Raw genomic sequence first — 13,186 nt, 5'->3', positions numbered from 1 at the left:
GCACTCGCTCGCGAAGTTGGGCCAACCGTGGGTTACCGTGACAAAGCGGACCACAGGTGCGCCGAGATTCGCGCTCGCGCGAACGGAACGGACAGGGAGAAACACATGGCCAGCAAGGCTGAGAAGATCGTCGCCGGGCTCGGCGGCCTCGACAACATCGAAGAGGTCGAGGGCTGCATCACCCGGCTGCGCACCGAGGTCAACGACCCCAGCCTCGTCGACGAGGCCGCGCTGAAGGCCGCCGGCGCCCACGGCGTCGTGAAGATGGGCACCGCCATCCAGGTCGTCATCGGCACCGACGCGGACCCCATCGCCGCGGAGATCGAAGACATGATGTGAGCGATTGACTCGCATCGACAAGGGCCCGTTCCGACAGGGGAACGGGCCCTTCGTCATGGACGAGCCGACCCCTTCGTCATGAACGAGCCGACCCTTCGTCATGGACGAACAGGCCCTTCGTCATGAACGAGCAGGCCCTTCACCGCGGAGGAACGGGCCGCCCGCCATGTCCCGCTACCCTCGTCCCATGTCTCGTATCGACGGCCGTACCCCCGAACAGCTCCGCCCCGTCACCATCGAACGCGGTTGGAGCAAGCACGCCGAGGGCTCCGTCCTCATCTCCTTCGGCGACACCAAGGTCTTCTGCACCGCCTCCGTCACCGAAGGCGTCCCGCGCTGGCGCAAGGGCAGCGGCGAAGGCTGGGTCACCGGCGAATACTCGATGCTGCCCCGGGCCACCAACACCCGCGGCGACCGCGAGTCCGTCCGCGGCAAGATCGGCGGCCGCACCCACGAGATCTCCCGCCTCATCGGCCGCTCGCTGCGCGCCGTCATCGACTACAAGGCGCTCGGCGAGAACACCATCGTCCTCGACTGCGACGTCCTCCAGGCCGACGGCGGCACCCGCACCGCCGCCATCACCGGCGCCTACGTCGCCCTCGCCGACGCCGTCGCCTGGGCCCAGACCAAGAAGCTCGTCAAGGCCGGCCGCAAGCCCCTCACCGGCACCGTCGGCGCCGTCTCCGTCGGCATCGTCGACGGCGTCCCCCTCCTCGACCTCTGCTACGAAGAGGACGTCCGCGCCGACACCGACATGAACGTCGTCTGCACCGGCGACGGCCGCTTCGTCGAGGTCCAGGGCACCGCCGAGGCCGAGCCCTTCGACCGCAAGGAGCTCAACGCGCTCCTCGACCTCGCCTCCGGCGGCTGCGCCGAACTCGCCGAGATCCAGCGCAAGGCGCTCGAAGGAACCCTCTGACCCCCTGGCTGCGTCATGACGGGCAACGGGCGCACGGATAAGCTCCGTGCGCCCGCACGACTGTCATGTACAGGGGAGGACCCGCCTTGAAGCGCCGTCTCGCACTCACCGTGGCCACGGCCGCCGCGCTCACCACCGTCCTGAGCGGCTGCGGAGCCCTCGACACCGCCATGGACTGCGTCAAGACCGCCGACGCGATAGCCACCTCCGTCGACAAGCTCCAGCAGGCCGTCTCCAACGCCTCGAACGACCCGACGCAGATCGAGGAGTCCCTGAACTCGATCTCCACCGAGCTCGGCAACCTCAAGGACACCACGGACAACGCCGACCTCGCGAAGGCCGTCGACGACCTCACCAAGGGCGTCGAGTCCGTCCGCACGGCGGTGAAGAACGGCGACACGACGCCGGACATCCAGCCGATCACGGACGGGGCGAGCGAAGTGGCGAAGGTCTGCACTCCGGGCTAAAGGCCGGCGCGGACCCCGGATGATCAGCGGACCCCGGATAATCGGGGGCATGACCCGTCTGATCCTCGCCACCCGCAACGCGGGCAAGATCACCGAACTCCACGCGATCCTCGCCGACGCGGGCCTCGACCTCGAACTCGTCGGCGCGGACGCGTACCCCGACGTGCCCGACGTCAAGGAAACCGGCGTCACCTTCGCCGAGAACGCGCTCCTCAAGGCCCACGCCCTCGCCCAGGCCACCGGCCTCCCGGCGGTGGCCGACGACTCCGGCCTCTGCGTCGACGTCCTGAACGGCGCCCCCGGCATCTTCTCGGCCCGCTGGTCCGGCACCCACGGCAATGACCGCGCGAACCTGGACCTCCTCCTGGCCCAGCTCGCCGACATCGACGACGTCCACCGCGCGGCCCACTTCGCCTGCGCGGCGGCCCTGGCCCTCCCGGACGGTACGGAACGCGTCGTCGAGGGCACGATGCCCGGTACCCTCCGCCACGCCCCCGTCGGCACCAACGGCTTCGGCTACGACCCGATCCTCCAGCCGGACGGCCACGAGGTGACCTGCGCGGAGCTGACCCCGGCGGAGAAGAACGCGATCAGCCACCGGGGCAAGGCGTTCCGGGCGCTGGTACCGGTGGTGCGGGAGCTGCTGGGCTGAGGGGCGCGGAAAGGCGCGGCACCATCAGGGTGCCGCGCCTTTGATGTAGGCCCGGTGGGACTCGAACCCACGACGCACCGCCTCTAAAACGGCGTCCTCTAACCAGCTGGGATACGGGCCCAGACGCCGACTACCTTACTGCCCATCTGAAGCGCGGGAACGCTTGCCTCCCCGGCACCAGGTATCCGTGGTCGCATGGCAGTTGGGGCAGAGCAACCGCAGATTCTCGCGCCGGTCGTCGGCCCAATCTCCGTTGATGTGGTCGACCTCCAGAGTCATGGGCTTGCCGAACCACTCGGTGCCGATGCCGCAGTCGGCGCACTTCTCGGGGGCACCGGACTCGCGGAGCGCTCGACGGAGCAGGCGAGTTCTGGTCCGGCGCCCCCGGTCGTGGCGCACAAGAATGTCCTCGGGCCGCTTGACCGGAGTGGGCCCTTGCTTGCCCCGCTGGTGTGCCTGCCCCAGGAAGTGCGACGTACTGAGGCTGTCCTCCTCGGCCCACTGCTGGAACAGCGCGCGCATTTGCCCGGTGCAGGGCCTACCCAGGATGCGAAGGGCACCGGCCACGGATGTGGCCTGGTCGACAGCTTGCCTCAGCTCGCCCGGTGCTGGGCGAGGAGGCTGCCCGCCTCGTCGCTTCCGGTGGATGAGGTGTGAGACGTCGATTCCGTAGTGATCGAAGCGCTTCAGCAGGTAGCGGCGGAGTTTGTCGTACGGCGGCGAGTCGAAGAAGGCGACGACCTCGTCCATGTTCGAGCACCGCGCGGCGGCTTCGGCCAACCGCTCGCGGGTGTATCGCGGGCCGCTCGTCAAGAGTTCCGCCTCCTGCCGCGCCCCCGGTAGTTATCGGTCGCCGAGTGGCAGTTCGGGCACAGGAACCTCAGGTTCTCGATGCGGTTGTTGCGCCAGTCTCCATCGACGTGGTCGATCTCCAACGGGAGCGGTCGGCCGCGCCATACGGCCTCGGCGCCGCACATCGCGCACTGCTTACGCACCCCGGATTCCGTCATCGCCCAGGCGAGGCGATCGCTCGGGACGCGTCGGGTTTGCGGGCCGGTCTGCTCGATGAGCAGGCCCTCGGGTGTCCGGGGGCGCCAGGGCTTGCCTCGCCGGGACGGCGCGCGGAAGTGCGAGGTGTCGATCCCGTACGCCTTGATGCGGCGGCTGATGTGCGTGTGCTGCCCGCCCACGACCTCCACCCCGAGCCGCCGCAGCACATCACACATGTTCGTCGAGGCAGCCACGGCCTGTGCCAGGACCTCACGCGTCCATCGAATCCCCTCCCGCTCGAAGTGCGAGATGTCCACCCCCAGCTTCCGCATCCGCTCCCGCACGTACCGTCGCGTCGAGCTCTTCGGATCCACCCCCAGCCGCTCCAGCGCCTCCGTCAGCGTCCGCGCTCCCCGCGCCGCCGCTTCGAGCCGTTCCCTCGTGTACGCGCTCGTGCCCATCGAGCCCCTCCGCCCCGACCACCCGTTCGTGGTCTCGCACGGAGTAACGAGCCGAATATCGGACGGTTACGCCATATCGCGTACGACTGTCGCGTCCGATAAACGGAACGGGCCGCACCGCCCTCGGAAGGCGATGCGGCCCGTTCGGCGCCGAAGGCGGAGGGCTCAGATGCCCAGGTCCCTGATGATCTTGGCCACGTGGCCGGTCGCCTTCACGTTGTAGAAGGCGTGCTCGACCTTGCCGTCCTCGTCGACGACGATCGTCGAGCGGATCACGCCCGTCACCGTCTTGCCGTACAGCTTCTTCTCGCCGAAGGCGCCGTACTCCTCCAGGATCTTCTTCTCCGGGTCGCCGACGAGGGTGACCTTCAGGTTCTCCTTCTCGCGGAACTTCGCGAGCTTCTCCGGCTTGTCGGGGGAGACGCCGATGACGTCGTAGCCCGCACCCGTCAGCAGGTCCAGGTTGTCGGTGAAGTCGCAGGCCTGCTTCGTGCAGCCGGGAGTGAGGGCCGCCGGGTAGAAGTAGACGATGACCTTGCGGCCCTTGTGGTCCGCGAGCGAGACCTCGTTGCCGTCCGCGTCGGGCAGGGTGAAGGCGGGGGCGGTGTCGCCGGGCTGCAGTCGCTCGCTCATGGCTCTCCTCGGGAAGATGCGCTTACGCGTTCAGAGCCTAATGGCGGTCCGCTAATGGGGGTCGGGGGCGGCCCATCGGCGATCGAGCTGACAGACTGTCCGTCAACGACCGGATACACGACTACGGAGGCAGCGCGGTGTCAGAGGCCAGGACCCCTGCGCAGATCGAGGCGGACATCGTCCGCCGGCGCGAGCAGCTCGCCGTCACTCTCGACGAGATCGGCATTCGGGTGCACCCGAAGACGATCATCGGGGACGCCAAGGCCAAGGTCGCCTCGACGGTCGACCAGACCGCCGGCCGCGCCTTCGTCGCCGTCAACCGGGTCGTCTCGGACGTGAAGGCCCGCTTCACCCACGAGGACGGCGCACCCCGCCTGGAGCGGGTCGTGCCGGTGGCGCTCGTCGCCGTCGCGGTCGTCGGGCTGATCGTGTCCTCGTCGCGGAAGAGCAAGGGGTGACCCCTCCCCGCCACGGGCGACACGCCCGGGCAGGTAGGTTCGGACCGTGAGCGAGAACACGCACGACAAGCTGCCCATCCGGATGCTTCACGACCGGGTCCTGGTCCGCACCGACTCCCCGGAGGGGGAGCGGCGCTCCGGCGGCGGCATCCTGATCCCGGCGACCGCGGCCGTCGGCCGCCGGCTGTCCTGGGCCGAGGTGGTCGCGGTCGGCCAGAACGTCCGTACCGTCGAGATCGGCGACCGGGTGCTGTACGACCCCGAGGACCGCGCCGAGGTCGAGGTGCGGGGCACCGCGTACGTACTGATGCGGGAGCGGGACCTGCACGCGGTGGCCGCGGACCGGTTCCAGGGCACGACGGACTCGACCGGGTTGTATCTGTAGCCGAAGGCTTCCCGAGGGCCCTGGTGACCATCGTCACCAGGGCCTTTGCATGTTCTTTGCTAGCCTGGGGACACCCGACGAGACGCGCCGTACCGGGATGACGACAAGACGACGCACTCCTGTTGTTCCGTCTCGCGGAGGTGTGTCGTCATGGCCTGGGTTCTTCTTGTGGTCGCGGGTCTGCTCGAAGTCGGCTGGTCGATCGGTATGAAGTACACCGAGGGCTTCACGCGGCTCTGGCCCAGTGTGTTCACCGGCGCCGGGATCGTCGCTTCCATGCTCCTGCTGTCGCACGCCGCGAAGACGCTGCCCATCGGCACCGCGTACGGCGTGTGGGTCGGCATCGGCGCGGCCGGTGCGGCGGTGCTCGGCATGGTGGTGCTCGGTGAGCCGGCGACCGCCGCCCGGATCTTCTTCGTCTGTCTGCTGCTCGTCGCCGTGGTGGGTCTCAAGGCGACGTCGGGTCACTGACGCGGGCTGCTGCGGGCCGGTAGGGGGCTGCGGGAGACCGCTGCCCCCGGGCCCGCCTCGCCGGTCAGGTAGGGGTCCTGGTTCTCCTCGCCGACCGGCCCGTCCGGGCCGTCCGGCATCGGTGGCACGGGCGGCATGATCTCCGCCCCCGGCATCAGCCGGAGGTCGAAGTCGCGCGGCGGCGTTCCGGCCAGCGCCTCCCGGGTGAACTGGGCCCAGATCTCGGCCGGTGCCCCGCCGCCGTTGATCCGGGGCAGTCCGAGCGCCCCGTAGAGCGATTCCTGCCGGCCCGACTCGGGGTCCTGGCCCATCAGCGCGACGACCGTCGCGAGTTCCGGGGTGTAGCCCGCGAACCAGGCGGCTCTGTCGTCCTCCGCCGTGCCGGTCTTGCCCGCCGCCGGCCGCCCGGCGGCCTGTGCCGCCGTGCCCGTACCCGCTTCGACGACGCTCCGCAGGATCGACGTGGTCGTGTCGGCGGCCTCCCGGGTGACCGCCTGCCGGGCCGGGCGGGACGGCAGGTCTACCGTTTCGCCGCCCTTCGTGACGCCCTCGACGAGGGTGTACGTGCCGTGCCGGCCGTGCGCGGCGAGCGTCGCGTACGCCGAGGCCATGTCGAGGACGCTGGCGGTGGCGGGGCCGAGGGCGATGGACGGGGAGGCGGTGAGGTCGGGGGTGGAGCCGGGCAGGCCGAGGGCGACGGCGGTCCGTCGTACGTGGGCGGGGCCGACGTCCACGGCCATCTGGGCGTACACGGCGTTGACCGACAGGTCGGTGGCCTCGCCGACGGCGATCTCGCCGTAGCTGGCGTCGTCCTCGTTGGCGGGGTCGTAGGGGCTGCCGTTCCAGCCCTCGACCGGGCGCCGGTTGGTTCCGTCGTAGAGGGTGTACGGGGTGATCGGCATGCCGTACTGGGTCTGCGCCCCGCTTTGCACGGCCGCTGTGAAGACGAACGGTTTGAAGGTGGAGCCGACCTGGTAGTCGCGGCGCGTGGCGTTGTTGACGTATTGCTGGGTGTAGTCGATGCCGCCGTACATCGCGAGGACCTTTCCCGTCGCCGGGTCGACGGCGGCGGCTCCGACGCGTACGTACCGGTCGGCGGGGTCGCGGGCCGGGTCGAGCCGGGAGATGACCCGGTCCTCCACGGCCTGGACGAGCGTCTCCTGCTGGGCGCGCTCCAGCGTGGTGGTGATGCGGTAGCCGCCGCCGGCGAGGGTCTTCTCGTCGATGACGCCGTGGCCGGTCAGGTACTCCTCGACGGCCTGGACCAGATAGCCGCGCTGTCCGGAGAGGCCGGTGGCGGGGCGGGCGGTCTGGGGGAGGGGGAAGCGGGCGGCGGCGCGTTCGGCGTGGCCGAGCCAGCCCTCGGTGACCATGCCGTCGAGGACGTAGTTCCAGCGGGCGACGGCCTTGGCCCGGTTTTCGGGGTGGGTGGTGACGTCGTAGGCGCTGGGGGCTTTGAGGAGGGAGGCGAGGTAGGCGCCCTGGGCGGTGTCGAGCTGTTCGACGTCCTTGCCGTAGTAGGCGCGGGCGGCGGCCTGGATGCCGTAGGCGTTCCGGCCGAAGTAGCTGGTGTTCAGGTAGCCCTGGAGGATCTCCTCCTCGGTCTTCTCGCGGCCCAGTTTGATCGCGATGAAGAATTCCTTGGCCTTGCGGGTGAGGGTCTGTTCCTGGCCGAGGTAGTAGTTCTTGACGTACTGCTGGGTGATGGTGGAGCCGGACTGGCGGCCCTTGCCGGTGACGGTGTTCCAGGTGGCGCGGACCATGGCCTTGGGGTCGACGGCGTGCGAGGTGTGGAAGTCGCGGTCCTCGGCGGCGAGGACGGCTTGGCGGACGCCGAGGGGGACCTGGTCGAGCCGGACGTTCTCGCGGTTGACCTCGCCGTCGCGGGCGATGGGGCTGCCGTCGCGGTAGAGGTAGACGTTGGACTGGGCGACGGCGGCGGCGTTGGCGGGCGGGATCTCCACCAGGAGGTAGCCGGCGGTGAAGGCCCCGGCGAGGAGCAGGACGCCGAGCAGGCAGAGGCCGAGCAGGGTCCGCAGGACGCGGCGGACGCGTCCCGCGCGCCGGGGTTTCGGCGCCGGGGGTGGCGGAGCGGAGAGGGTGGGGTCCCTCGGCTCCCAGCCCGGTCGGGATGGCCGGGGGGTGTCGCTCGTACCGGAGGAAGGGGGCATGGCACCTCATATTGCCCTTAAGGCGAGGAATCTCCGCAACACGACCCGAAAGTGACGCGAAGGCGGTGCGAAATCCGCGCGCGGCGCGAAACCGCTCCCGGCGCGAAATCCCCTCGCGAGGGGGAGCCGTACCTCGCTAGGGTCGTGCGCTTCGGCGTTTTTCGGCGCATTGCGCATGTTTCCGGGAAGGAGCGGCATGCTGCGGCTGTACGCGACGGTGGCCGCGGGTGGCTTCCGGCGCCATGCGACCTATCGGGTGGCGACGGCGGCGGGGGTGTTCACCAACACCGTCTTCGGCTTGATCCTGTCGTACACCTACATCGCCCTCTGGGACGAACGGCCGCAGCTCGGCGGCTACTCCATGGACGACGCCCTCGCCTATGTGTGGATCGGACAGGCGCTGATCACCGTCTGCGGGCTGATGGGCGGCGGCTTCGAGGAGGAGCTGATCGAGCGGATCAGGACCGGGGACATCGCGGTCGACCTCTACCGCCCCGCCGACCTCCAGACCTGGTGGTTCTCGGCCAACCTCGGCCGGGCGGCCTACCAGTTGCTCGGCCGCGGGGTCGTCCCGATGGCGGTCGGCGCGCTCGCCTTCGACTTCACGCTGCCGTCGGGTCCGGGGACGTGGCTCGCGTTCCTGGTGGCGGTGGCGCTCGGCTCGGTGGTCAGTTTCGCGATCTGGTACCTGGTGGCGATGAGCGCGTTCTGGCTGCTCGACGGCCAGGGTGTGGTGCAGGTGGCCTGGTTGGGCGGCCTGTTCTTCTCGGGGATGCTGCTCCCGCTGACGGTCTTCCCGGGCGCGCTGGGCGAGGTGGCGCGGGTGCTGCCGTGGGCGTCGATGCTCCAGGTGCCGGCCGACGTGTACCTGGGGAAGTACGAGGGCGGGCGCGAGCTGGCGGGGGCGTACGCCTTCCAGGGGTGCTGGGCGCTGGTGCTGCTCGGGGCCGGGCGGGCGGCGCAGGCGGCGGCGACGCGGAAGGTGGTGGTGCAGGGTGGCTGACACTGCGCGTCCGGGGCGGATGGCCGAGGCTGCCGGTCCGGGCCAGGCGGCCGACACCACCAGTCCGGAGTCTCTGGCGGACACTGCGCGCCCGGAGTCTCTGGCGGACGCCGCGCGCCCGGAGTCTCTGGCGGACACCGCGCGCCCGGAGTCTCTGGCTGAGGGGGCTGGTCCGGAGTCTCCGGCCGGCACCGCTCATCCGAAATCTTGGGCCGACACGGCTCGACCGGGGCTGCTGGCCGAGTCCTGGCGTACGTACCGGATGGTGGCCGGGATGTGGATCCGGTCGACGATGACGTACCGCTCCTCCTTCGCCCTGACCCTGGTGACCAGCTTCTGCGTCACCTTCTTCGACTTCGTCGTCATCCTGCTGATGTTCGGTCAGGTGAAGGGCCTGGGCGGCTTCTCCTTCGCGGAGGTCGCGCTGCTGTACGGGACGGCGGGCACGTCGTTCGGCCTGGCGGACCTGACGATGGGGTCGCTCCAGCGGATGGGGAAGCGGGTCAGGGACGGCTCGCTGGACACGTTCCTGATGCGGCCGGCGCCGCTGCTCGCGCAGGTCGCGGCGGACAAGTTCGCGCTGCGCCGGTTCGGTCGGGTGGCGCAGGGCCTGTTCGTGCTGGTGTGGGCGCTGGTGCTGCTGGACGTGGAGTGGACGCCGGTGAAGGTGGTGCTGCTGCCGGTGATGCTGGTCTGCGGGGCGGTGATCTTCGCGGCGGTGATGGTGCTCGGAGCGTCCGCCCTGTTCTGGATGCAGGACGCGGCCGAGGTCACGAACTCGTTCACGTACGGCGGGAACACCCTCCTCGGGTACCCGCCGACGATCTTCGCGCAGGAGCTGGTGCGGGGGGTCGTGTACGTCGTACCGCTGGCGTTCGTGAACTGGCTGCCCGCGCTGTACGTCCTGGACCGGCCGGCCCCGGCGGGCGTGCCGGGCTGGGCGGTGTTCGCGTCGCCGCTGGTGGCGGCGGTCTGCTGCGGGGTGGCCGGGCTCGCGTGGCGGGCCGGAATCCGTTCGTACCGATCGACAGGAAGCTGAGGCCGTGCCGTTCATCGAGCTGGAGTCACTGGAGAAGACGTTCACGATCCGCCGCAGGACGGGCCTGTTGCGGAGGTCGAAGCGCGAGGTCCGGGCGGTCGACGGCATCAGCTTCGGCGTGGAACGCGGGGAGATGGTCGGGTACATCGGCCCGAACGGCGCCGGGAAGTCGACCACGATCAAGATGCTGACCGGCATCCTCACCCCCACCGGGGGCCGGTTGCGGGTCGCGGGCATCGATCCGGCGCGGGACCGGACGCGGCTGGCGCAGCGGATCGGCGTGGTCTTCGGGCAGCGCACGACCCTGTGGTGGGACCTTCCGCTGAAGGACTCGTACCGGCTGATGCACCGCATGTACCGGATCCCGGACGCGCGTTACGCCGAGAACCTCGCGCGCTGCGTGGAGCTGCTGGAGCTGGGCGAGCTCCTGGACGTACCGGTGCGCCAGCTCTCGCTCGGGCAGCGGATGCGCGGCGACATCGCGGCGGCGCTGCTGCACGACCCGGACGTGCTGTACCTGGACGAGCCGACGATCGGCCTGGACGTCGTGTCGAAGGCGCGGGTGAGGGAGTTCCTGAGGGAACTGAACACGACGAACGGCACCACGGTCCTCCTCACCACCCACGACCTGACCGACATCGAGCAGCTCTGCTCGCGGGTGATGGTGATCGACCACGGGAAGCTGATGTACGACGGGGAGCTGGCCGGGCTGCACGCGGTCGGCGAGAGCGAGCGGCTCCTGGTGGTGGACCTGGAGCGGGAGCTGCCCCCGATCGACGACGTGGCGGGAGCCCGCTACGTACGGTCGGAGGGACCGCGCCAGTGGCTGGCCTTCCCGGCGACGGAATCGGCGGCGCCGCTGGTGGCGGCGGTGGCGGCGAAGCACCCCCTGGTGGACCTCTCGGTGCGGGAGCCGGACATCGAGGCCGTGATCGCGAAGATGTACGGGGGAACTCGCGACGAGCGCCGGGAGTCTCTGACGTAGGAGGTCGAGTCGATGGTGAGTTTCTCGTACACGGCTGCGGACGAGGAGAAGAGTAGAGGCGTCCGCCGCATGAAGTCCCTGGCGACGGCGCTGCTGCTCGCCGTGGCGGTGATCTACGCCCTGGCGACCTGGGCGCGGAACGCGGGCTGGGGACCTTGGACGGGCTACGTCGCGGCGGCGGCGGAGGCGGGCATGGTGGGCGCGCTGGCGGACTGGTTCGCGGTGACGGCCCTCTTCCGCCACCCGCTGGGACTCCCCATCCCCCACACGGCGATCATCCCGACGAAGAAGGACCAGCTGGGCGCCTCGCTGGGCTCCTTCGTCGGCGAGAACTTCCTCTCCGCGGACGTCGTACGGGGCAGGCTCCAGGCCTTCGGGATCGGCCGCCGGCTGGGGGCGTGGCTGGCGGACCCGGCGCACGCGGACCGGGTGACGGCGGAGGCGTCGACGGCGCTGCGGGGCGCGCTGACGGTCCTGCGGGACTCGGACGTGCAGGCGGTCGTGGGCGAGGCCATCACGCGCCGGGCGGAGTCGGCGGAGATCGCCCCCGGCCTGGGCAAGACCCTGGAGAAGATCGTCTCGGACGGTGCGCACCACCGGGCGGTCGACCTGGTCTGCACGCGGGCCCACGACTGGCTGGTCACGCACGGCGAGTCGGTGATGGACGCGGTGCAGGGCGGCGCGCCCGGCTGGACACCGCGCTTCGTCGACAAGCGCATCGGCGAGCGGGTCTACAAGGAGCTCCTCCGCTTCGTGACGGAGATGCGGGACATGCCGGCCCATCCGGCGCGCGGTGCGATCGACCGCTTCCTGACGGACTTCGCGGCCGACCTCCAGGCGGACACGGACACGAGGGCCCGCGTGGAGCGCCTGAAGGCGGACCTCCTGGCCCGCCCGGAGATCCAGGACATCATCGCCTCGGCCTGGTCCTCGATCCGCAACCTGATCATCGCCGCCGCCGAGGACGACCGCAGCCAGCTCCGCCTCCGCGCCCGCGCGTCCCTGATCTCCCTCGGCAACCGCCTGGCGACGGACCCCCGCCTCCAGGCGAAGGTCGAAGGCTGGGCCGAGGACGCCGCGGCCTACGTCGTCACCACCTACCGCCACGAGATCACGTCCCTGATCACGGACACCGTCGCCGGCTGGGACGCCACTCAGACCTCGAAGAAGATCGAGGCCAACATCGGCCGCGACCTCCAGTTCATCCGCATCAACGGCACGGTGGTGGGCGCGCTTGCGGGCCTCTTGATCTACACCTTCAGCCACGCACTGGGCGGCTGAGAGGCCGCTCGGACCTCGCGCGAGCGAGGGCCGGCCCCGGACCTCAGCCCTTGTCGCGGGTGACGGCCCAGGAGGCAGCGGCCACGGCCCCGGCGACGGAGAACACGGCGGGCCAGGCCCCGATCTTCTTCGCCAGCGGATGGGACCCGGCGAACGCGGCCACGTAGGCACCGGTCAGCCCGACGGCGGCCTTGGCCCCACCCACCTGCTGCCACTCCCGAGCGGCCACGCCACCGGCAACGGCGAGCACCACCCCACCAAGCGGCCGCTTCTTGGTCCACCGGGCAACGGCATAACCACCGACGAGTCCGGCGGCGGCTATGGCGGGGGAGAGGATGCGGGGCATGACGGGGGCCTTTCGGGTCGGTGTGTCGTCTTTCGATCGTACGAGGTGCGGACGGTGTCCCCGCTCGCGAGCGGGCCAGGGAAACCACCAGGGAAACCACGTCACAATGGTCACCATGAGGGTCTTGGAGACGACGGCGTCGACCAGCTCCCGAATGAGCAAGCAGCGCAGTCGGGACACCGGTGTGGAGGTGGCGCTGCGCCGTATTCTGCACGCCTCCGGGCTCCGCTATCGGGTTCACCGACGTCCGCTCAGGGGTGTGCGGCGCGAGGCTGACATCGTCTTCGGGCCCACCAAAGTGGCCGTGTTCGTCGATGGTTGCTTCTGGCACGCGTGCCCGGAGCACGCGACGTGGCCGAAGAGGAACTCGGAGTTCTGGCGGACGAAGATCGAGAAGAACCGGACACGGGACGCCGACACCGACGCTCGCCTGGAAGCGGCGGGGTGGGTGTCCGTACGGGTCTGGGAGCACGAGGCCGCGGATGAGGCCGCCGCGCGGGTGGCGGCGGTCGTCGAGGCACGGAAGGCCCTGCTGCGGACCAAGGCGGGAGTCACTTGAAGTGGCCGTGGGGAGCCGGCACCGGGC

General features: G+C 70.3%; 17 protein-coding genes, 1 tRNA gene and 1 riboswitch. Of the genes, 12 read left to right on the top strand and 6 right to left on the bottom strand.

Annotated elements, in window-relative coordinates:
- The first annotated feature begins 66 nt into the window (after window positions 1–66).
- The 4 genes from ASC82_RS03240 to rdgB all read left to right on the top strand — a co-directional run bounded on the left by ASC82_RS03240 (window position 67) and on the right by rdgB (window position 2,377).
- Window positions 67–339, top strand: coding sequence for a PTS glucose/sucrose transporter subunit IIB (locus ASC82_RS03240; RefSeq protein ID WP_078626940.1), 273 nt, complete (start codon window positions 67–69; stop codon window positions 337–339).
- Between the two features lie 187 nt (window positions 340–526).
- Window positions 527–1,258, top strand: coding sequence for a ribonuclease PH (gene rph / locus ASC82_RS03235; protein WP_015033860.1), 732 nt, complete (start codon window positions 527–529; stop codon window positions 1,256–1,258).
- A gap of 65 nt (window positions 1,259–1,323) precedes the next feature.
- On the top strand, window positions 1,324–1,725 hold the full coding sequence (locus tag ASC82_RS03230) for a hypothetical protein (protein ID WP_056641063.1): 402 nt from the start codon (window positions 1,324–1,326) through the stop codon (window positions 1,723–1,725).
- 49 nt (window positions 1,726–1,774) lie between these two features.
- The gene (gene rdgB, locus ASC82_RS03225; protein WP_056641060.1) at window positions 1,775–2,377 is read left to right on the top strand and encodes an RdgB/HAM1 family non-canonical purine NTP pyrophosphatase; all 603 of its coding nucleotides are present in this window, start codon (window positions 1,775–1,777) and stop codon (window positions 2,375–2,377) included.
- Window positions 2,378–2,423: 46 nt separating this feature from the next.
- Here rdgB and ASC82_RS30305 read toward each other — a convergent pair.
- From ASC82_RS30305 to bcp, 4 genes are all read right to left on the bottom strand, one after another.
- Window positions 2,424–2,498 (bottom strand) — tRNA-Leu (locus tag ASC82_RS30305).
- A gap of 14 nt (window positions 2,499–2,512) precedes the next feature.
- Window positions 2,513–3,190 (bottom strand): HNH endonuclease signature motif containing protein, encoded by a 678-nt coding sequence (locus tag ASC82_RS03215; protein WP_056641057.1) that lies wholly within the window; start codon window positions 3,188–3,190, stop codon window positions 2,513–2,515.
- On the bottom strand, window positions 3,187–3,828 hold the full coding sequence (locus ASC82_RS03210) for an HNH endonuclease signature motif containing protein (protein ID WP_056641054.1): 642 nt from the start codon (window positions 3,826–3,828) through the stop codon (window positions 3,187–3,189). Before ASC82_RS03210 ends, ASC82_RS03215 begins: the two co-directional genes overlap by 4 nt.
- A gap of 165 nt (window positions 3,829–3,993) precedes the next feature.
- A complete protein-coding gene (bcp, locus tag ASC82_RS03205; protein WP_056641052.1) occupies window positions 3,994–4,461 on the bottom strand; it encodes a thioredoxin-dependent thiol peroxidase in 468 nt (155 codons plus the stop codon).
- 137 nt (window positions 4,462–4,598) lie between these two features.
- On the opposite strand from bcp, the gene ASC82_RS03200 reads away from it, so the two are divergent.
- From ASC82_RS03200 to ASC82_RS03190, 3 genes are all read left to right on the top strand, one after another.
- Window positions 4,599–4,919: a DUF3618 domain-containing protein gene (locus ASC82_RS03200; protein WP_056641048.1), complete on the top strand. Its 321-nt coding sequence runs from the start codon at window positions 4,599–4,601 to the stop codon at window positions 4,917–4,919.
- A gap of 46 nt (window positions 4,920–4,965) precedes the next feature.
- Window positions 4,966–5,304 (top strand): co-chaperone GroES, encoded by a 339-nt coding sequence (locus ASC82_RS03195; RefSeq protein ID WP_024756367.1) that lies wholly within the window; start codon window positions 4,966–4,968, stop codon window positions 5,302–5,304.
- Between the two features lie 47 nt (window positions 5,305–5,351).
- A riboswitch (guanidine-III (ykkC-III) riboswitch) is annotated at window positions 5,352–5,422 on the top strand.
- Between the two features lie 32 nt (window positions 5,423–5,454).
- Window positions 5,455–5,775 carry a multidrug efflux SMR transporter gene (locus tag ASC82_RS03190; RefSeq protein WP_037642369.1) on the top strand — a complete coding sequence of 107 codons (321 nt, stop codon included), beginning with the start codon at window positions 5,455–5,457 and terminating at the stop codon, window positions 5,773–5,775.
- Here ASC82_RS03190 and ASC82_RS03185 read toward each other — a convergent pair.
- A complete protein-coding gene (locus tag ASC82_RS03185; RefSeq protein WP_056641046.1) occupies window positions 5,769–7,946 on the bottom strand; it encodes a transglycosylase domain-containing protein in 2,178 nt (725 codons plus the stop codon). The genes ASC82_RS03190 and ASC82_RS03185 overlap by 7 nt on opposite strands.
- Before the next feature lie 199 nt (window positions 7,947–8,145).
- Here ASC82_RS03185 and ASC82_RS03180 point away from each other — a divergent pair, with 199 nt between their 5' ends.
- From ASC82_RS03180 to ASC82_RS03165, 4 genes are all read left to right on the top strand, one after another.
- Window positions 8,146–8,949 (top strand): ABC-2 family transporter protein, encoded by an 804-nt coding sequence (locus tag ASC82_RS03180; protein ID WP_056641539.1) that lies wholly within the window; start codon window positions 8,146–8,148, stop codon window positions 8,947–8,949.
- 262 nt (window positions 8,950–9,211) lie between these two features.
- Window positions 9,212–9,988: an ABC transporter permease gene (locus ASC82_RS03175; protein WP_056641042.1), complete on the top strand. Its 777-nt coding sequence runs from the start codon at window positions 9,212–9,214 to the stop codon at window positions 9,986–9,988.
- Window positions 9,989–9,992: 4 nt separating this feature from the next.
- Complete coding sequence (locus tag ASC82_RS03170; protein WP_056641040.1) at window positions 9,993–10,973, top strand: ATP-binding cassette domain-containing protein; 981 nt, start codon at window positions 9,993–9,995, stop codon at window positions 10,971–10,973.
- A 12-nt stretch (window positions 10,974–10,985) separates the two neighbouring features.
- On the top strand, window positions 10,986–12,254 hold the full coding sequence (locus ASC82_RS03165) for a DUF445 domain-containing protein (protein ID WP_056641036.1): 1,269 nt from the start codon (window positions 10,986–10,988) through the stop codon (window positions 12,252–12,254).
- A 43-nt stretch (window positions 12,255–12,297) separates the two neighbouring features.
- Here ASC82_RS03165 and ASC82_RS03160 read toward each other — a convergent pair whose 3' ends face one another.
- Window positions 12,298–12,600 (bottom strand): hypothetical protein, encoded by a 303-nt coding sequence (locus tag ASC82_RS03160; protein WP_056641033.1) that lies wholly within the window; start codon window positions 12,598–12,600, stop codon window positions 12,298–12,300.
- A gap of 115 nt (window positions 12,601–12,715) precedes the next feature.
- On the opposite strand from ASC82_RS03160, the gene ASC82_RS03155 reads away from it, so the two are divergent.
- On the top strand, window positions 12,716–13,159 hold the full coding sequence (locus tag ASC82_RS03155; RefSeq protein ID WP_056641537.1) for a very short patch repair endonuclease: 444 nt from the start codon (window positions 12,716–12,718) through the stop codon (window positions 13,157–13,159).
- Window positions 13,160–13,186: the final 27 nt, after the last annotated feature.

Origin of the sequence: Streptomyces sp. Root431 (assembly GCF_001426585.1) — a bacterium.
GTDB classification, from domain to species: Bacteria; Actinomycetota; Actinomycetes; order Streptomycetales; family Streptomycetaceae; genus Streptomyces; species Streptomyces stackebrandtii.
Note: the sequence above shows the minus strand (reverse complement) of the source record. Positions and strands in the feature narration are given on the sequence as shown.